Source organism: Pseudomonas sp. PB103, assembly GCF_009764635.1.
GTDB lineage: Bacteria > Pseudomonadota > Gammaproteobacteria > Pseudomonadales > Pseudomonadaceae > Aquipseudomonas.
Genome location: NZ_RWIL01000125.1, coordinates 1 through 19,412, shown reverse-complemented (window position 1 = coordinate 19,412; position 19,412 = coordinate 1). Strand labels below are relative to the sequence as shown.

15 protein-coding genes are annotated in these 19,412 nt (G+C 60.5%); 10 read left to right on the top strand and 5 right to left on the bottom strand.

The window, feature by feature from the left end:
- Positions 1–275: 275 nt before the first annotated feature.
- The 4 genes from EJA70_RS22635 to EJA70_RS22620 all read left to right on the top strand — a co-directional run bounded on the left by EJA70_RS22635 (position 276) and on the right by EJA70_RS22620 (position 6,776).
- Positions 276–2,630 carry a hybrid sensor histidine kinase/response regulator gene (locus EJA70_RS22635; protein WP_158833647.1) on the top strand — a complete coding sequence of 785 codons (2,355 nt, stop codon included), beginning with the start codon at positions 276–278 and terminating at the stop codon, positions 2,628–2,630.
- Between the two features lie 97 nt (positions 2,631–2,727).
- Positions 2,728–4,377: an acyl-CoA dehydrogenase family protein gene (locus EJA70_RS22630; protein WP_158833645.1), complete on the top strand. Its 1,650-nt coding sequence runs from the start codon at positions 2,728–2,730 to the stop codon at positions 4,375–4,377.
- A 190-nt stretch (positions 4,378–4,567) separates the two neighbouring features.
- The gene (gene amn / locus EJA70_RS22625) at positions 4,568–6,067 is read left to right on the top strand and encodes an AMP nucleosidase (protein ID WP_162130776.1); all 1,500 of its coding nucleotides are present in this window, start codon (positions 4,568–4,570) and stop codon (positions 6,065–6,067) included.
- 73 nt (positions 6,068–6,140) lie between these two features.
- Positions 6,141–6,776: a pseudouridine synthase gene (locus tag EJA70_RS22620; protein WP_158833643.1), complete on the top strand. Its 636-nt coding sequence runs from the start codon at positions 6,141–6,143 to the stop codon at positions 6,774–6,776.
- Here the strand turns inward: EJA70_RS22620 and EJA70_RS22615 are convergent.
- Positions 6,771–6,980, bottom strand: coding sequence for a DUF2788 domain-containing protein (locus EJA70_RS22615; RefSeq protein WP_158833641.1), 210 nt, complete (start codon positions 6,978–6,980; stop codon positions 6,771–6,773). The genes EJA70_RS22620 and EJA70_RS22615 overlap by 6 nt on opposite strands.
- Before the next feature lie 263 nt (positions 6,981–7,243).
- Complete coding sequence (locus tag EJA70_RS22610) at positions 7,244–7,723, bottom strand: Lrp/AsnC family transcriptional regulator (protein ID WP_008081091.1); 480 nt, start codon at positions 7,721–7,723, stop codon at positions 7,244–7,246.
- A gap of 450 nt (positions 7,724–8,173) precedes the next feature.
- Between EJA70_RS22610 and EJA70_RS22605 the strand changes: the two genes are divergently transcribed.
- The gene (locus EJA70_RS22605; protein WP_158833639.1) at positions 8,174–9,247 is read left to right on the top strand and encodes a DUF6515 family protein; all 1,074 of its coding nucleotides are present in this window, start codon (positions 8,174–8,176) and stop codon (positions 9,245–9,247) included.
- A gap of 27 nt (positions 9,248–9,274) precedes the next feature.
- Here the strand turns inward: EJA70_RS22605 and EJA70_RS22600 are convergent, their stop codons facing one another.
- Complete coding sequence (locus tag EJA70_RS22600) at positions 9,275–10,183, bottom strand: cation diffusion facilitator family transporter (RefSeq protein WP_158833637.1); 909 nt, start codon at positions 10,181–10,183, stop codon at positions 9,275–9,277.
- A gap of 12 nt (positions 10,184–10,195) precedes the next feature.
- Positions 10,196–10,615, bottom strand: coding sequence for a hypothetical protein (locus EJA70_RS22595; protein WP_008081098.1), 420 nt, complete (start codon positions 10,613–10,615; stop codon positions 10,196–10,198).
- A gap of 364 nt (positions 10,616–10,979) precedes the next feature.
- On the opposite strand from EJA70_RS22595, the gene hrpB reads away from it, so the two are divergent.
- Positions 10,980–13,499, top strand: a complete 2,520-nt coding sequence (gene hrpB / locus EJA70_RS22590) for an ATP-dependent helicase HrpB (protein ID WP_158833635.1) — start codon at positions 10,980–10,982, stop codon at positions 13,497–13,499.
- An 87-nt stretch (positions 13,500–13,586) separates the two neighbouring features.
- Here hrpB and EJA70_RS22585 read toward each other — a convergent pair whose 3' ends face one another.
- On the bottom strand, positions 13,587–14,501 hold the full coding sequence (locus tag EJA70_RS22585; protein WP_158833634.1) for a LysR family transcriptional regulator: 915 nt from the start codon (positions 14,499–14,501) through the stop codon (positions 13,587–13,589).
- Positions 14,502–14,722: 221 nt separating this feature from the next.
- Between EJA70_RS22585 and EJA70_RS22580 the strand changes: the two genes are divergently transcribed.
- The 4 genes from EJA70_RS22580 to EJA70_RS22565 all read left to right on the top strand — a co-directional run bounded on the left by EJA70_RS22580 (position 14,723) and on the right by EJA70_RS22565 (position 19,354).
- Positions 14,723–16,213, top strand: a complete 1,491-nt coding sequence (locus EJA70_RS22580; RefSeq protein ID WP_158833632.1) for an aldehyde dehydrogenase — start codon at positions 14,723–14,725, stop codon at positions 16,211–16,213.
- A gap of 516 nt (positions 16,214–16,729) precedes the next feature.
- On the top strand, positions 16,730–17,716 hold the full coding sequence (locus EJA70_RS22575; protein WP_008081108.1) for an ABC transporter substrate-binding protein: 987 nt from the start codon (positions 16,730–16,732) through the stop codon (positions 17,714–17,716).
- A 10-nt stretch (positions 17,717–17,726) separates the two neighbouring features.
- A complete protein-coding gene (locus EJA70_RS22570) occupies positions 17,727–18,530 on the top strand; it encodes an ABC transporter permease (protein WP_064118791.1) in 804 nt (267 codons plus the stop codon).
- On the top strand, positions 18,518–19,354 hold the full coding sequence (locus EJA70_RS22565; RefSeq protein WP_034153794.1) for an ABC transporter ATP-binding protein: 837 nt from the start codon (positions 18,518–18,520) through the stop codon (positions 19,352–19,354). Before EJA70_RS22570 ends, EJA70_RS22565 begins: the two co-directional genes overlap by 13 nt.
- Positions 19,355–19,412 lie beyond the last annotated feature (58 nt).

Here is a 19,412-nt window from a genome sequence, read left to right as displayed (position 1 = left end):
CGGCAGCTCCTACAGGAAACTCCAGATCAATGTAGGAGCTGCCGAAGGCTGCGATCTTTTGATCTACCTGACCAACTCAACAGCTCTAGCCCGCTGCTTTGCTCTGGAACGCCCGTTCTAGAGCCTTTGTAGGAAAAATTTCAATGGTGCTCAATGGCCATCAACGGCTATGCTAGTCTGGATCCAAACCAATAACAGGTAATACCGGTTTTACGTCTACTCAAAAGGAATGGGGGGCTTCCTGACACAACCGGACGAGCCACGCTGGGGCTTCAATGCGCTATTTGCTGATGTTGCTGTTCTGCTTGCCCATCATGGCGAGCGCCGTCGAATTCGACGAATTTACCCAGAGCCTCCCTCTGGGCCGGTCGCTGCAAGTGTTCGAAGACCCAAGCGGTCAGGCGAGCATTGCCGATGTCCGTGCGCAGGCCGCTGCCGGTAATTTCAAAGCCCACGATAAAGCCACGCTCAATGCCGGTTACTCGCGCTCGGCGTTCTGGCTGAAGATCGACCTGCATTACCGCCCGAGCAATCCCGAGGCCCAGCGCACCTGGCTGCTGGAGCTGGCGTATCCACCGCTCGACCACCTCGACTTGTACCTACCCGACGCCACTGGCAACTATCGCCTGGCCCGCCAGACCGGCGACGCCTTGCCGTTCGCCAGTCGCGAGATTCGCCAGAACAATTACCTGTTCGATCTGGCCTTCGAGCCCGATCAGCAACAAACCGTTTACCTGCGACTGGCCAGCGAAGGCTCGATCCAGGCACCGGTCACCTTGTGGTCGAGCACTGCGTACCTCGAAGACCAACCCGTGCGCCTGTATGTGCTGGGCATCATTTACGGCGTGTTGCTGGGGATGCTGGTCTACAACCTGTTCATCTACCTCAGCGTGCGCGACACCAGCTATCTCTATTACATCTTCTATATCGCCTCGTTCGGCCTGTATCAGCTGTCGGTGAACGGCGCGGCGGCCGAGTATTTCTGGCCGGACAACCCGTGGTGGACCAACGCTTCCACGCCATTCTTTATCGGTTGCGCTGGCCTGTTCGGCAGCCAGTTCGCGCGCAGCTTCCTGCAGACCAAAACCCACAGTCGCGGGCTGGACCGACTGCTGATCGGACTGATTGCGTTTGGTGCGCTGGTCATCGGCCTGTCGCTGATGACCAGTTACGCCCTGGCCCTGCGTCTGGCGACGACGCTGGCGCTGACCTTCACCGTGGTGATTTTCGCCGCCGGGATCATGGCCTGGTGGCGGGGGCTGCGCGTGGCGCGCTACTTCATCATCGCCTGGTCGGCCTTCCTGCTGGGCGGCATCATCAATACGCTGATGGTGCTGGGCCTGCTGCCCAACGTATTCCTGACCATGTACGCCAGCCAGATCGGTTCGGCCATCGAAGTGGCGCTGCTGTCGCTGGCGCTGGCCGACCGCATCAACGCGATGCGCGAGCAGCAGGCGCAGACGCTGTACGACGCCGGGCAGAAACTCGAAGTGCTCAACCAGCAACTGGCCCACAGCAACAAACTCAAGGATGAATTCCTCGCGACCCTGACCCATGAGTTGCGCACGCCGATGAACGGCGTGATCGGTTCGCTGGAACTGATGCAGACGGTCGCGATGGACCCGGAGCTTGAGCAATACCAGCAGACTGCCGCCGGTTCCGCCCGCGACATGATGCGCATGGTCAACGGCATCCTCACCCTCACCGAGTTGCAGGCCGGCAAGCTCAAGGCCACGCCGGGCAGTTTCAGCCTGCGTGGCGTGGTCGAATCATTGCGTGTGCAATTCGACGGCAATGCCTCGAGCAAGTCGCTGGACTTCAAAGTCGACGTGTTGCCGACCTTGCCGGATCGCCTACACGGCGACAGCGCAAAACTCGCGCAATGCCTGGAATGCCTGCTGGATAACGCGATCAAGTTCACCCGCGTGGGCGGGCTGGCGCTGCGGGTTACCGGCAAACCGTCGACCGGTAATCGTCTGGCGCTGTCGTTTGCGGTGATCGACACCGGCATCGGATTCACCGATCTGGGCGAGGCGACGATGTACCAGCGCTTCTTCCAGCTCGACGGTTCGATGACTCGCGAATACGGCGGCCTCGGTGTGGGGCTGGCGATCTGCCGACAACTGGTGGAGTTGCTCGGCGGCAAGCTCACCCACCGTTCCGAGCCCGGCAGCGGCAGCCGCTTCCAGCTGGATGTCGAGTTTGAATTGCCGGTGGTTGAGCCAGCGCCAACGCTGATGCCTGGCCGTGATTGCGTTCGCGCACCGCAGGACTGCACGGTGCTGCTGGTGGACGATAACAGTGTCAACCAACTGGTCATGCGCGGCATGTTGCTCAAGCTCGGTTTCCGCGTGCGCACCGCCGACAATGGCGCGGCGGCGCTCGATTGCCTGCAACGTGAGACCGTCGATGCGGTGCTGATCGATTGCCAGATGCCGAGCCATGAAGGTGCATCACTGTGCTGCCAGATCCATGCGCTGCCGGGGTGTGCCAACTTGCCGGTGTTCATGTTGGCGTTGAACGCTGATCGAGAGCTTTGCGCAACCGGTACGGTGATCGATTACCTGAACAAACCGGTGAAATTCGAAGAGCTGCAGGCCGCCCTTGAACGGCGTGTGTTGTGCTGCTGATAGGGTAAAAGCGCCGCCAATTCGGCGCTTATGACACTTTGATCAATCTTGGGGCGGTGCTTAACTGACCTTTCCGGTTGATTCAAGGAGCCCCGTCATGAACCTGCATCAGTTCGCCGAAACCCACGAAGTGACCAACCAGCCGCCGTCGCTGGACGGCACCAACCTGTACCGCATCGACCTGCCGTTGCAGGAGTGGTCGCGCAGGTTTGGCGCCGGTTGGGCCGAGTCGCGGATCGATGCCTACGGCGCATTGGCCGGTGGGCCGTTGATGGAAGCCGGGTTCCTCGCCAATCAGAACAAACCCGTATTTGTCAGCCACGATCGTTACGGCCATCGCATCGATCTGGTGGAGTTTCATCCGGCTTATCACGAGCTCATGCGCACGGCGATCGAGCATGGTTTGACCTCGCTGCCATGGACCCATCCCCAGGACGGCGCGCATGTTGCCCGCGCCTCGATGAGCTATCTGCACAGCCAGGCTGAGGCGGGCAGCGGTTGCCCATTGACCATGACCTTCGCCAGCGTGCCGGCCCTGCGTTTGCAGCCGAACCTGGCTGAGCAATGGCTGCCGAAAGTCCTCGCCACCGAATACGATCCGCGCAACGTCGGCATGGCGCACAAGCCCGGCGTGACCATTGGCATGGCGATGACCGAAAAACAGGGCGGCACCGACGTGCGCGCCAACACCACCAAGGCTTTCCCGGTCGGCGCCAGTGGCCCGGGCGAGGCGTATGAGTTGGTCGGACACAAATGGTTTTGCTCGGCACCGATGTGTGATGCATTCCTGACGCTGGCGCAGACCGACAAGGGTTTGAGCTGCTTCCTGCTGCCGCGCCATCGTCCGGACGACACACGCAATCAGTTCTATATCCAGCGCCTGAAAAACAAACTCGGCAACCAGTCCAACGCCTCCAGCGAAGTCGAATTTCGTGGCGCGCTGGCGTGGATGGTCGGCGAAGAAGGGCGCGGTGTGCCGACCATTATCGAGATGGTCGCGATGACCCGTTTTGATTGCATGGTCGGTTCCAGTTCGCTGATGCGCCAGGCGCTGACCCAGGCCAGTCATCACTGCGCGCACCGCAAGGTCGGCGGCAAATTGCTCAGCGAGCAGCCACTGATGCAAAACGTGCTGGCCGACCTGGCCCTGGAAAGTGAAGCTGCACTAGCCCTGAGCTTGCGCATGGGCAAGGCGCTGGATCATCTGGATGATCGCCACGAAGCGCAGTTTGCCCGGCTGGTGACGGCAGTGGGCAAATATTGGATCTGTAAACGCGCGCCGGGGATGATCAACGAAGCGGCGGAATGCATGGGCGGCGCCGGGTATGTCGAAGAGAGCATCATGCCGCGTTTGTACCGCGAAGCGCCGGTGAACTCTACGTGGGAAGGCTCGGGGAATGTGCAATGTCTGGATGTGCTGCGGGCGTTGTCGAAAGAACCGGGCGTGCAGGATGTGTTGTTCAGCGAACTCGGAGATGGCCACGGCGACAAGCGGCTGGCTGCGCATATTCAGCAGTTGCAGGCGCAGTTCAAGGACACCAGTGACATTCAGTATCGGGCGCGGCAACTGACCGAAGACATCGCGCTTGGTTTGCAGGCCAAGCTCCTGTTGGAGGCCGGAAACTCAGCCGTCAGCGACGCCTTCATTGCCAGCCGCCTGAGCGCTGGCGGCCGCGTCTACGGCGCCTTGCCACGCGGCCTCGACATCGAAGCCCTCGTCGCTCGCTCAACCCCGCAAGGTTTCTGACTCAATCCCCCAGCACCATAAAACCCTGTGGGAGCTGGCTTGCCAGCGATGAGGCCGACACATTCAACATCAATGTTGGCTGACAGGCCGCCATCGCTGGCAAGCCAGCTCCCACAGTGATTCGCTTCGTCTGAAAGAATTGGGTACACCCACAACGCCACTGTTCCCGTGACGCCACGATGCAGGCAAGATGAAGCTCTGCAAGTCAGAACACAGGAAGCTGATCGTGACCGAAGCGTTTATTGTTGTTCAAACCGCCGAACAAGCCGTGGATCGTCTGGCCGAGCTGCATGAGCGGGCCACCACGGCGCTGAACTCGGCGCTCAAGCGTTACCTGAAAGATCGCGTCGAACCCGACGCGGCGCAGCGTGCTCTGTTTCGTTATCCCGAACTGCGTCTGACCTACCATTGCCAGGGCGAAGTCCCGCAGACCACCCGTGCTTACGCCAAGGTGCAACTGCCGGGCACTTACAGCGTCACCGTCACCCACCCGGCGGCGTTTCGCAAATACCTGCTCGAACAACTGGTGCCGTTGATGCATGACTTCACCGTGACTGTGGAAGTCGGCGTCAGCCAGCAAAACATTCCATATCCGTATGTGGTCGAGCAGGGCGATGAACTCGCCGGCTCCGGCGTCACCGCTGCCGTGCTGGCGCGGGTGTTTCCGAGCACTGACCTGTCCGCCGCCACCGATGGCATCGCCGACGGCCTGTACGATTGGGAAAACACCGATCCACTGCCGCTGGCGCTGTTCGATGCGGCGCGCGTGGATTTCTCCCTGCGTCGGCTGGTGCACTACACCGGCAGCGACTGGCGCCATGTGCAGCCGTGGATCCTGCTGACCAACTATCACCGCTACGTCGACCAGTTCATCGTCCATGGTCTGGAGCAACTGCGCAGCGATCCGCGTTTCGTGCGCATGGTCTTGCCCGGCAACGTGATCATCGAAAAGAGCATGGATCACGGCGAAGCCTCGGCAATCGCTGCCGGTGTGGTCTGGCACCGTTATCAGATGCCGGCCTATCACCTGATCGCCAACGATGGCCACGGCGTCACGCTGGTCAACATCGGCGTCGGCCCGTCTAACGCCAAGAACATCACCGACCACCTCGCCGTGCTGCGTCCGCACTGCTGGCTGATGATCGGTCACTGCGGTGGTTTGCGTCAGTCGCAGACCATTGGCGACTACGTGCTGGCCCACGCGTATATGCGTCGCGATGGCATTCTTGATCGCGTGGTACCGCCGAACATTCCGATCCCGGCACTGGCCGAAGTGCAGATGGCGCTGCAACAGGCAGCGGCCAACGTCACCGGCGAGAAGGGCGACGATCTAAAAAAACGCCTGCGCACCGGCACCGTGTTGACCTACGACGACCGTAACTGGGAATTGCGTTGGGCGCAGGAACGACCGTTGATCAACCTGTCTCGCGCCGTCGCGGTGGACATGGAAAGCGGCACGATTGCCGCGCAGGGTTACCGCTTGCGCGTACCGTACGGCACGTTGCTCTGCGTTTCCGACAAACCGCTGCACAGTGAAATCAAGCTGCCGGGTTCGGCCAACGCGTTTTACGAGCGCGCGGTCAGCCAGCACTTGAAGATCGGCATCGAAGCGGTCGATCTGCTGCGCACTGAACTCAACTCGCTGCACTCACGCAAACTGCGCAGCTTCGACGAACCGCCGTTCCGTTAACGGTTAGTCGTGGTCATTTGGCGGTCGGGGCACTAGCATTGTCAGCCCTGATCGCTAAATGTTTGCTCTCCCTATGTCTCGTCCCCCGCGTCCACCTTCCCGCCGCCCCGGCGTGAAGCCTCAGTCGTCTTCGCCGCGCCGTGTTGCCAAGGCGCCACCGGCCGAGCCGAAACTGATCCTGTTCAACAAACCGTTCGATGTGCTGACGCAATTCAGCGACGGCGAAGGGCGGGCGACGCTCAAGGATTTCATCGATGTGCCCGGCATCTACCCGGCCGGACGCCTTGATCGTGACAGCGAAGGCTTGTTGCTGCTGACCAATGACGGCCAGTTGCAGGCGCGCATCGCCGATCCGAAACACAAATTGGCGAAGACGTATTGGGTGCAGGTCGAAGGCGTACCGACGGCCGAGCAGTTGCAGCGTCTGCGTGATGGCGTCGAGTTGAATGACGGCATGACCTTGCCCGCCGAAGCGCGGCAACTGGATGAACCTGAGCTGTGGCCGCGCAACCCGCCGGTGCGCTTTCGCGCGACCATACCGACGTCGTGGCTGGAGCTGGTGATTCGCGAAGGGCGCAACCGTCAGGTACGGCGCATGACCGCAGCGGTCGGGTTGCCGACGTTGCGCCTGGTGCGGGTGAAGATTGGCGACTGGTCGATCGAAGGGCTCGATCAGGGCCAGTGGAAAGAAGTGCCGGCGCGCTTATAAAGCGCCGGATTCGATCAGGCCGATCACCACACTTTTGATGATGAACGCGGCCACGCCCAGGCCCAGCACGAAAAACAGAATTAACGAGCCAAAGCGCCCGGCCTTGGACTTCTTCGCCAGATCCCAGACGATGAAACCCATGAAAATGATCAGGATGCTGACCAGTCCGGTCATCATCCACTCTTCTAATATGGCTGGATCCATTGGGCATCTCCGACGCGCACGCGGCTAAATGGGCGCGGCGAGTATACGCCAAGGGCGGATGGCGGGGCATTGACCTGTGTCGGTGTGCCGCGGTCATTCATCTGCAACCAATCCTGCCAGTGCTGCGCACTGGAACGGGGATAAATCCCCTCGCCACAAAAGCGCTCTGTAGGAGCTGCCGAAGGCTGCGATCTTTTGATCTGGCTTTGAAAGATCAAAAGATCGCAGCCTCGTTTCACTCGTCAGCTCCTACAGGGAGGTGTTCAGTTGCGCAGGTGGGTGAGGGGCAGTTCGGTGCTGTTGAGGACTTGGTTCAGCACAAAACTTGAGCGCACGCTGGTCACGCCTTCGATGCGGGTGAGGTGCCCCAGCAACAGCTTCTGATAGTGATCCATGTCCGGCACTACCACTTTCAACTGGTAATCGGCATCCACACCCGTGACCAGGCTGCACTCCAACACCTGCGGCAACGTGCGAATCGCCGCCTCAAAATTCTCGAAGCGCTCCGGCGTGTGCCGATCCATGCCGATCAGCACATACGCTGTCAGGCTCAGCCCGAGCATCTTGCGATCAAGCAACGCGACCTGGCGCGAAATATAGCCGTCGTCTTCCAGTTGCTTGACCCGACGCGAACAAGGCGAGGGCGACAGACCGATGCGCTCGGCCAATTCCTGGTTGGAGATGCGGGCGTCGCGCTGCAATTCCGCCAAAATGCTCAGGTCGTAACGGTCGAGTTTGCTCATCAATCTGTCCTTGGTTGTAACTATTGCGGCGGATTATCTATCCAGGGTTAAAAATTGCGCAAGTGGTGTTTATTTCAGCAATCTTCGCAATCCTCTGTCGCCGCCTCAGGCCTATTCTTATCACCAGAATCACTGCTCGGTAACACAGTCCACGCGGCCCGCCCTATCCGGCCTGCCGCGGCCGCCACCCCCACCGGGGTTGTGCCGGCCCCCGAGCTGCACACTGTCCAGAAGACGGCGTGAGGTGAGCCGACGTCAAAAGCGTCGAGCCAGGACGAAGTTCTCTAAAGGGAGGCCGACGGGTCTCCCTTTTTTCTTGCCTGCGATTTCATGTGGCGGCGCTCATAAATAAGTTGCGCGACTGATAACCTGTTGCAGAACCCGGTGTGTGTATTCCCGGTCTTAGCTACAAGTCCTCTTACATTTACAGGCCCCGCAGTGAAAAAAAGCATGAAGTCGCGCATCTGGCGTCTGGCCGGTGTTGGTTTGCTGTGTGTGAGCGTCAGTGCGCAAGCACTTGCCGATGATCCCGAGAGCCGCAGCCCGAATGGCAACGGTAACGGCGGACGCGGGCCGGAACATCAGGGCAACAATCAGGGGCATGGCGGCAATAATCAGCAGCCGCGTCCGCAGAACAATCAACCGCCGCAGCAGAATCAACCGCGCCCGCAGAACAACGAAATCATTCGTGGCGACAACAGCCGCCAGTTCGAGCACAACGGCCAGCAGCACAATAACAATGGTCAATGGCAAAACCACGACCAGAACCGCCCGGCTTATAACCCTAACCCGGTGCGTCAACCGCCACCACCGCCGCAATTGCCGGCCAACAGCCTGCCGATCCAGCCACGGCCCGACGCGGTGCGCCAGACCCAGGAACCGCGCCAGGGTTACTACCGCGACGAGCGTCCGCAAAACGGCTACAACAATCAGCATTGGCAGACCAACAATCGGCCCAATGACAATCGCTGGCCGGGTCGTCCCGACGGCCACGGCAACGGTTGGGGCCCAGGCCCGCAATACCGGCCGGGGCATGTGATCGACCGCTTCCCGGATCGCGATTACCGCGTGCCGTATCGTGGCCAGGATTATTTCTTCTCCGGCGGCTACTGGTATCGCCCGCAAGGCCCGCGCTACATCGTCGTGCAACCGCCGCGTGGGATCCGCACCCAGTATTTGCCGGATTACGCCCGTGAAGTGTGGATCGGTGGTTCGCTGTTGTTCCTTGCCGCCGGTTCCTACTACGCGTATCAGGAAGCGACGCAGGATTACGTAGTCGTCGAGCCGCCCGTGCAGCAACAGCCGCAGCCGCAATCCCAGGGCTATGACGTCGAGGCCTATCCGGCCAACGGCCAATCGCCAGAGCAGGTGCAGCAGGATGGTTATCAGTGCTATCAGTACGCCGTGCAGCAAAGCGGTTTCGACCCGCGCACCGCGACTTATCAACCGGCGCCCGAAGTGGTTCAGGCCTATCGACAGGCTCAGGGCAATTGCCTGAGCAGTCGTGGTTATCAGGTCCAGTAGAAGCAGCTGCGAGCTGCAAGTGTCGAGCTACAAGCTTGAAGCTTGCGGCTCGCGACTTGTAGCTGCTTTTATCGGATCGGCGTGCACCAGCACTTCGGCGCGCGGGTAGGCTTTGTGAATGGCATCGGCGGCTTGATCGCTGATGCCGTGCGCCACTGACAGGGTCAATTCTCCTGGCAATTCCAGGTGCAACTGCACGAACCAGTGGTTGCCGGAGATCCGCGTGCGCAAGTCATGCGCGCCCAATACGCCCGGCACACCGCAGGCCAGTTCGAGCATGTGCTGACTGACGTCCGTCGGCAGTTCCTCATCCATCAGCACCGAAAAACTTTCCCGGGCTATCTGGATCGCGCTCCACAGAATGTACGCAGCAATCCCCAGACCGAACCACGCATCCAGTTGATCAAAACCAAAACCAGCCAAAATCAGCGCAATCAGAATGCTGCCGTTGAGCAACATGTCCGAGCGATAGTGCAGCGAGTCCGCGCGCACGGCATTGGAGCCGGTCTGCTTGATCACCCGATGCTGCAACACCAGCAGCGCCGCCGTCAGCAGCAGCGAAAACACGATCACAGCGATGCTCAGCCATGGCGCGCCAAGCGGTTGCGGATCGTGCAGCCGTTCGTACGCCTGAAACGCGATCAACACTGCACTGCCACCGATGAACAGCGCCTGCGCCATGCCCGCCAGCGATTCCGCCTTGCCGTGACCGTAACGGTGATCGTCATCCGCCGGACGCAGCGCGTAATGCACCGCGAGCAGATTGAGCATCGAAGTGATGCCATCCAGCGCCGAGTCGGTGAGGCCGGCGAGCATGCTCACCGAACCACTTAGCCACCAGGCGACGGCTTTGGCGACGATCAGCGTGCAGGCGACCGCCACCGAGGCGCGGGTCGCCAGCCTGAGCAGGCGAGCGTGTTCGGGGCTGGAGGTCATTGCGTTTCCTTTTTAAGCGGCCGGTTGCAGGCCGAACATCGCCAGTTGTTGCGTGCTGCCCTTGTGTTGAATCAGGCGCGGGTCATCCAGAGGGAAGTCCTTGCCCAGCTCGCTTTCGAGAATAGCCTGCAACTTGTGGTTATCGACCTGACCGTCCGGGCCGATGGCTTGCTTGAGTTTGGCCGGATCGATCTGCGCGGTGTGGCCCGGCTCGAAATAAATCGCGCCGGTGGCGAAGTCGACGGCAAACGCGATCAGCCCGGGAATGATGTAGAACAGCAGGCCCACGGCATCGAGCACGGCAATCGCCGGGTCGACCTTGCCGTCGATCTGACCGCGACGATCCGGGTAGAAAATCGAACCGCACGCGGTGATTTGCGTGAGCAGGGTGGCGACCAGTACACCGCCGATCAGGCGAAAAGGTAAGCGCATGGGGAAATCTCCTGAGTCATTTGAAAACGAAGCGTAGTCGTCTGGAATTAAGACCCTGACGAACGCCCGGCAGTTCGCCGTTATACTCGCCGCTGGCAGGGCGTGCCCACAGTAAATTGCGGCCTCGTCTCACCCCTACCGAAATACGTTGAGGATTGAAGTTGTTTTCTCCAGATCGACACCGCGTGAAGGCTAATGAATCCTGTCGGGGTTCGGCCCTCCGGGCTAAAGCTGTGAGCGCGCCATGCTGCGTTGCGGGACTTGGCAAGGAAACGACCCTTACCTGCGTCCCGCGCCTTGCCTGGCACGCTCACAGCTTTAACGCGACTCGCAATTTACTGTGGGCACGCCCTGGGGAGCCAGCATGAATTCTTTGCCGATCGATGAAGTTTTACCCGCCCTGCGTGAAGCCTTGGCGACTCGCCATGAAGCCGTGCTCGAAGCACCGCCCGGCGCCGGTAAAACCACCCGCGTGCCGTTGGCGTTGCTCAATGAAGCGTGGCTGGCCGGGCAGACCATTCTGATGCTCGAACCGCGCCGCCTCGCCGCGCGTGCCGCCGCAGAACGGCTGGCCAGCGAGTTGGGCGAGAAGGTCGGGGAAACCGTCGGATATCGCATCCGTCTCGACAGCAAGGTTGGCCCCAACACACGCATCGAAGTGGTCACCGAAGGCATTCTCACCCGGCGCTTGCAGGATGATCCGGCGCTCGAAGGCGTCGGCCTGCTGATCTTCGACGAATTCCACGAACGCAGCCTTGATGCCGATCTGGCGCTGGCCTTGAGTCTGAACGGTCGTGAGCTGTTTCGAGCTGAACAGCCGCTGAAGATTCTGCTGATGTCGGCCACGCTGGAAGGCGAGCGCCTGGCCGGGTTGCTCGACGACGCGCCGATCCTGCGCAGCGAAGGCCGCATGTACCCGGTGACGATGCGCTGGGGCCGGCCGTTTCAACCTGGCGAATACATTGATCAGCGCGTTACGCAAACCGTGCTCGAAGCGCTGCACGATGAAACCGGCAGCGTCTTGGTCTTTCTGCCGGGGCAGGCGGAAATCCGTCGCGTGCATCAACAATTGGTCGACGCGATGGGTGAGCGCAGCGATGTGTTGCTCTGCCCGTTGCACGGAGAACTCGACCTCAATGCACAACGCGCGGCGATTGATCCGGCGCCGCCCGGTCAGCGCAAAGTGGTGCTGGCGACCAACATTGCCGAAACCAGTTTGACCATCAACGGCGTGCGCGTGGTGATCGATGCCGGGCTGGCGCGGGTGCCGCGTTTCGATCCTGGCAGCGGTATGACGCGTCTCGATACCCAACGCATTTCCAAGGCCAGCGCCACCCAGCGTGCGGGCCGTGCGGGGCGTCTAGAGCCGGGCGTTTGTTATCGCTTGTGGTCGCAGGATCAGCACGAACAACTTGCCGCTTATGGCAGCGCGGAAATTCTCTCGGCGGATCTCGCCAGTCTTGCTTTGCAACTCGGACGTTGGGGCGTGACGCCGGGCGAACTGGTTTGGCTCGACGTTCCGCCAGCGGCAGCTTATGCACAGGCGCAGGATTTGTTGCAGCGGCTCGGCGCGCTGGAAGGTGAGACGCTGACGACTCACGGTCAGGCCATGGCTGAGTTGCCGGCGCATCCGCGCATTGGCCATTTGTTATTGCGCGGTCAGGCATTGGGTTTGGCCAACATGGCGTGTGACGTTGCCGCGTTGCTCGGCGAGCGCGATATCTTGCGCGGCGCCGGCGCGGATTTGCACAGTCGCCTGGTGCTGCTGTCCGGCGAAGAACGCGCCGCCCGTGGTGCGCAGGGCGGTGTGCAACGCGCCCGGCAATTGGCGCGGCAATATCGCGGATATTTGCGCGGCAAGGCGAGCGAGCCGGTCAGCGATCCCGATCATCCGCGCTGGCTCGGCGCTTTGTTGGCGCTGGCGTATCCCGATCGCGTCGCGCAACAGCGGCGTGCCAGTGGCGCCGAATATCGTCTGGCCAACGGTCGCGCGGCACTGTTCGCTGAAGCCGACAGCCTGATGAAAGAGCCGTGGATCGTCATCGCCGACCTCGGCAGCCGTCAGGGCCAGCGCGAAGAGCGGATTTATCTGGCGGCGGATTTCGATCCGGCGCTGTTCGATTCAGTGCTCGCCGAACAGGTGCGCAACGTCGATCAACTCGACTGGGACGAGCGCGAAGGCCTGCTGCGCGCCGAGCGTCAGCGCAAGGTTGGCGAGCTGATTCTCAGCCGTGAACCACTGACCGGTCTTGATGAAAATGCACGCAGTCAGGCGCTGGTCAATCTGGTGCGACGCAAAGGTCTGGAGCTGCTGCCGTGGACGCCGGAATTGCGTCAGTGGCAGGCGCGGGTGGCGCTGTTGCGGCAGCTTGATCTCAATTCGCAGGATGAAAGTCAGTGGCCGGACGTCAGCGACGCGACGTTACTCAACACCCTCGAAGATTGGCTGATGCCTTATCTGGGCAAGGTCTCGCGGCTCAGTCATTTTGCCAATCTGGACCTGTCGAGCATCGTGCGCAATCTGCTGCCATGGCCGCTGCCGCAAAAACTCGATGAGCTGGCGCCGCATCATTTGAGCGTGCCGTCGGGGTCGTCGATTCGTCTGGACTACAGCGAGTTTCCGCCGATTCTCGCGGTGCGTTTGCAGGAGTTGTTCGGGCTGGCGGATACGCCACGGATTGCCGGCGGGCGCCAGGTGGTCAAGTTGCATCTGCTGTCGCCGGCGCGGCGACCGGTGCAGGTGACGCAGGATCTGGCCAACTTCTGGCGCAGTACCTATGCCGAGGTGAAGAAGGATTTGAAGGGGCGCTATCCCAAGCACTATTGGCCGGATGATCCGCTGGTGGCCGAGGCGACCGCACGGGCCAAGCCGCGCGGTACCTGAAGATCAAGAGATCGCAGCCTGCGGCAGCTCCTACATGAGCAAAATCAATCCCATGTAGGAGCTGCCGAAGGCTGCGATCTTTTGCTGTTAAGAGTGCGTCTTGGCCGTCAGTTGTTCGCGGCAATAATCAGCGAACAACTGCGCCGGTTTGGTCAGTTGCCCACGCTTGAGCCACGCCGCCACCAAGCCTGAACCGGTGACGTCCTCGACGATGTCCACGCACACGACTTTCTTGCCGTCGTAGGTGCATTCCGAATGCGGTTTGGTCACCAGAATCGAAAACCCGAAACCCTGGCCGACCATCCCGCGCACCATCTCGATCGATGGCGAGCTGAACTCGATGCGTGGGGTCAGCCCCAGTTCTTCGAACAGGCTGACGAAATAGGTTCGGCTCGGCTGCACGTCGAGCAGGATCATCGGTTCCAGACACAGATCGCGCAGCGAAACCTGCTTGTACTGAGCAAAGCGATGATCCGCCGGCAATAGCGCATAGGGTCGTTGCGCGGGCATCAGCGGTTCGGTCTGAATGGTCGCGTCGAGTTCATGTTCATAGAGAATGACCAGATCAAACGTGCCTGACGTCAGGCCTTGCACCAGTTCCTGCTGCTCGCCGTCGCGGATGCGGATTTTCACTCCCGGATACAGCGCCGAGAATCCTGCGATCAACTGCGGCAGGTATAACGGCGCAACCGTTTCGAAACAGCCAATATCGATTTGCCCGGCGACCACGTCGTTGTCGGCGAGGGCGTTCTGCTCGAACTCCTTGGCCATGCGCAGCAATTCTTGAGACTTGCGAAAGAACCGCGCACCGCTGGGCGTCAGCGACACGCCTTGGGCGTGGTGACGGATCAGCAGTTGCACGCCGAAGCTGTCTTCCAGGCCTTTGATCGCGGTGGAAATCGCTGGTTGCGCGATGTACAGCTTGCGCGAGGCTTCGGCAACGCTGCCACATTCGACGGTGGTGATGAAGTATTTCAACTGACGCAAATTGTAGGCGGCCACGGCAAACCTCAGGACGAGCGGACTCGACTTCAAAGCAATTTGTGCGCCGCCACGTCCGTTGCACGACGATGTTTTTATCCTTCAACCATAGCCACCTGCGCGATGTTTGGGCGAAGTCATTGCCCAGTGTTTTTATTGCCTGCGAAGACATTTTTACTATTTTTAGCCCGCGCGGGCGTGAGCGACCATCGAGGCACAATAATGTCTCAGGAGCATCCGTCGTGTTCGAGCTTGCAGAGTGGCAGCGCCGCGCCGTTGCATTGAAATTTCCCGATCAAGCCCTGATCGACGGCAAACATTGCGCCGCGCAATCGGGGCAGACCTTTGCTGCGATCAATCCGGCGACTGGGCAATGCCTGGCGAATGTCGCTGCATGTGGCGAGGAAGATGTCGATGTGGCAGTGCGTAATGCGCGGCAAGTGTTTGAGGCGGGCACTTGGTCGCAGCGTCCGCCTGCCGAGCGCAAGCAAGTGTTGCTGCGTTTGGCTGATTTGCTGATGACGCATCGCGAAGAACTGGCCTTGCTCGATTCGCTGAACATGGGCAAACCGGTGATGGATGCCTACAACATCGACGTGCCGGGCGCCGCCGGGGTGTTCCGTTGGTACGCCGAAGCCATCGACAAACTCTACGATCAAGTCGCGCCCAGTGCGCCGAATGTGTTGGCGACCATTACTCGTGAAGCGCTCGGTGTGGTGGCTGCGGTGGTGCCGTGGAATTTTCCCTTGGACATGGCCGCATGGAAGCTCGCGCCAGCGCTGGCGGCGGGTAATTCGGTGATCCTCAAACCGGCCGAGCAGTCGCCGTTTTCGGCGTTGCGCCTGGCCGAACTGGCGCTGGAAGCCGGGTTGCCGGCGGGTGTGCTCAACGTGTTACCGGGGCTCGGCGAGCAGACGGGCAAGGCGTTGGGTTTGCACTCTGATGTCGATTGTCTGGTGTTCACCGGCTCGACGCAGGTCGGCAAATATTTCATGCAGTATTCCGCGCAGTCGAACCTCAAGCAGGTGTGGCTGGAGTGCGGCGGCAAGAGCGCCAATCTGGTGTTCGCCGATTGCCAGGATCTGGATCTGGCGGCGGAAAAAGCCGCGTTCGGGATCTTCTTCAATCAGGGTGAAGTCTGTTCGGCCAATTCGCGCTTGCTGGTGGAGCGTTCGATTCATGATGAGTTTGTCGAAAGATTGAAGGCGCAGGCTGAACGCTGGTTGCCGGGTGATCCGCTGGATCCGCAGAGCAGCGCGGGGGCGATTGTCGATAGCAAGCAAACGGCGAGCATCATGGGTTTTATTCGCAGTGCCGAGCAGTCGGGTGCGACGCGGGTTTGTGGCGGGCAGCAGCGGCGGTTTAACGGGTCGGACAATTTTATTGAGCCGACGATTTTTACCGACGTAACAGCCGATATGCCGCTGTTTCGTGAAGAGGTGTTTGGCCCGGTGTTGGCGGTGATGCCGTTCGACAGTGAGGAAGAGGCGATCAGGTTGGCCAATGACAGCGTGTATGGTCTGGCGGCGTCGCTGTGGACCGATGACCTGAACCGGGCGCATCGCGTGGCGCGTCGGTTGCGCGCGGGCACGGTGTCGGTCAACACGGTGGATGCGCTGGATGTGACGGTGCCGTTTGGCGGCGGGAAGCAGTCGGGTTTTGGCCGTGATCTGTCGCTGCATTCGTTCGATAAATACACCCAGCTGAAAACCACCTGGTTTCAGTTGCGCTGAGACCGAGTCGCCCCTATCGCTGGCAAGCCAGCTCCCACAAGTTTCCGCGGTGTTCACAAAATACGGGGCACATCCGAGATCATTGTAGGAGTGAGCCTGCTCGCGATAGCGGTGGGTCTGTCAACAAATTATCGACTGACCTGACGCTATCGCGAACAGGCTCACTCCTACAGGTTCAGTGTTGCCCAAAAATCCGAAGTACACGGGATATCCCTGTGGGAGCTGGCTTGCCAGCGATGACATTCTTCCACTCATCGAAAACCCCCAATCTGCACTCACCTCGCGCACCCCTGCAATCCCCGCCCTATAGCAGTGCGCACTACCCAGTTTTTTCATCATTTGCAGCCAACAATTTCCTGATTTTCCTCGCCGCGCACATGGCCCACCATCGATCTTGCCCGCCAGCCGAATGTTGTCCGCCCAAGCGTCCGCGAGAGACCAACGGCAGCAACTGCACAACGGCCGGCGACCGTACTGCCCATGACAAAACTAAATCAACAGCGTCGGGAGTGCTCCATGATCAAGTCCTTGTGTCTCCGTCTCACTCACCCTCTGGCAATTACCGCTCTGGCCGCCACGGTCGCGACCAGCGCCCAGGCCGGCACCCTGTCCATCGGCCACACCACGTGGGTCGGCTACGGCACCCTCTATCTGGCTCAGGATCTGGGCTACTTCAAGGAAAACGGTCTGACCGTCGAATTGCCGGTGGTCGAAGAAGCGTCGATGTACATGGCCGCGCAGGCCTCCGGGCAATTGTCCGGCTCGGCGTCGACCATCGATGAAGTGCTCAAGTATCGCCCGCAGTTCTGCTTCAAAGCGGTCGCGGCGCTGGATGACAGCCATGGCGGCGACGGCGTGCTGGTCGGCAAGGACGTCAAGAGCCTGCAAGAGCTCAAGGGCAAATCCGTGGCAGTCAACGAGGGTTCAACCTCACAGTTCTGGCTCTCGTACCTGCTGAAAAAAAACGGCATGAGCATGAGCGACATCACCGTGCAGAACATGACCGCTGACGATGCCGCCACCGCGTTCATCGCCGGTCGCGTACCCGCCGCCGTGACCTGGGAACCGCACCTGTCGATGGTCCGCGACAAACAGCAAGGCAAAGTGCTGATCGACAGCAGCAGCACCCCCGGGGTGATCGTCGATGTGGTCGCGCTCAATTGCAGCGTCATCGACAAGCAACCGGAAGACGTCAAAGCGCTGGTCGCCGGTTTGTACAAAGCCGTGCAGTACACCAAGGATCATCCGGAAGACGCTTACAAAATCATGGCCAAAGGCGTCGGCGGTTACTTGTCCGATCCGAAGGAACTGGCCGCCGCTGCGCAAGGCGTGCGTTTTTACGATCAAGCGATGAGCGAGAAACTGCTGGGCTCACCGGGCAAACCGGGCGACAGCGCGCCGCTGATCAAACTGGCCAACGAGACCGCCAGCGAATTGCAGGGCAAACCGTACAACGTCAGCAACGACGATCTGGTCGACAACCGTTTCGTCAGCCCGCTTTAGGAGGCCTGCAATGTTCAAGCGCAATTCGTGGCTGAGCCGCAGCCTCACGCCGAAAACCGCTTTGCCGGTGCAAGTGGTGTGGAGCGCGAGCGCTCTGGCCTGGGTGTTGTTGGTCGGCTTATGGGCTGGGTTGTCTTACGGCGGCATTGTCCCGGGAATGTTTTTGCCGACGCCGGGCGCGGTGGTTGAAGCCGCCGTGCGCCTGAGCCGCGACGGCACGCTCGGCACACATGTGTGGGCGAGTGTCGAAGTGGTGATGGTCGGCTTCATCGTGTCGTCGTTGGTGGCGGTGCCGTTGGGGCTGCTGATGGGCAGCTTCCGCATCGTTCAGGCATTCCTTGAACCGCTGGTGAACTTCATTCGTTACTTGCCGGTAACTTCGTTCGTGCCGCTGTTCATTTTGTGGATCGGCATCGGTCTGGAGCAGCGCGTTTCGGTGATTATTTTCGGCGTGTTCTTCCAGCAACTGGTGATGATTGCTGACGTGTCGAAGGGCATTTCCAAGGATCTGATCAACGCCTCTTACACCTTGGGTTCCAACCGCCGCGATGCGGTGTTGCATGTGATTGCGCCGGCCTCGGTGCCGGGCGTGCTCGATACTTTGCGGGTGACCATGGGCTGGGCCTGGACCTATCTGGTGGTGGCTGAACTGGTCGCCGCTTCCAGCGGTTTGGGTTACCTGAGCTTGAAAGCCATGCGCGGTTTTCAGGTCGACGTGATTTTCCTCGCCATCGCGATCATCGGCCTGCTCGGTCTGGTCACCGATCAACTGTTCCGTTTTCTCCGCCTGAGGGTTGCCGCATGGGCTCAGTGACTGCTGCCAATCATCGTTTTATCGAACCTGTCGCGACTCCCGCGCAAGCCGCGCCGCGTTTACAGGTGGACAAGGTCAGTCTGCGTTACAAGAAGCCCGACGGCGGCACGTTTACTGCGCTGGAAGAGGTCTCGTTCGAGGTGCCGGATCAGCAGTTTGCGGTGCTGGTCGGGCCATCGGGTTGCGGTAAATCCAGCCTGCTGTATCTGACGGCAGGGCTGGCTGAACCGACTTCTGGCGAAATCTATGTCGGTGGCCAGCAAGTGCAGGGGCCGGGCGCGGATCGCGGCATGGTCTTTCAGAGCTACACACTGTTCCCGTGGCTGACGGTGCGCCAGAACGTCGAGTTCGGGTTGAAACGGCGCGGCATGCCGGCGGCGCGGCGCAAGGAGATTGTCGATTACTACGTCAACGAAGTCGGCCTCGCCGGGTTCGCCGACAACTACGCCAAACAGTTGTCGGGCGGGATGATGCAGCGCGTGGCGATTGCCCGGGCGCTGGCCAATGATCCGCAGATTCTGTTGATGGACGAACCGTTCGGCGCGCTGGACAGCCAGACGCGTTTGCAGATGCAGCAACTGTTGCTGCGGGTGTGGGGCAACAGCAAGAAGACCGTGTTGTTCGTCACCCACGACATCGATGAAGCCATCCTGCTCGGCGACCGGGTCTATGTGATGGGCGCGAAACCGGGGCGGATCAAACAGATTCTCGACGTGCCGATCGAACGCCCGCGCTCGCTGGACATGGTCATGGAGCGCTCGTTCATCGACATGAAACGGCAGATCTTCGGCCTGCTGCACGACGACCTCGAAGAAGTGCATTGATCCCCTGTAGGAGCTGCCGCAGGCTGCGATCTTTTGATGTTGTTCTTGAAGATCAAAA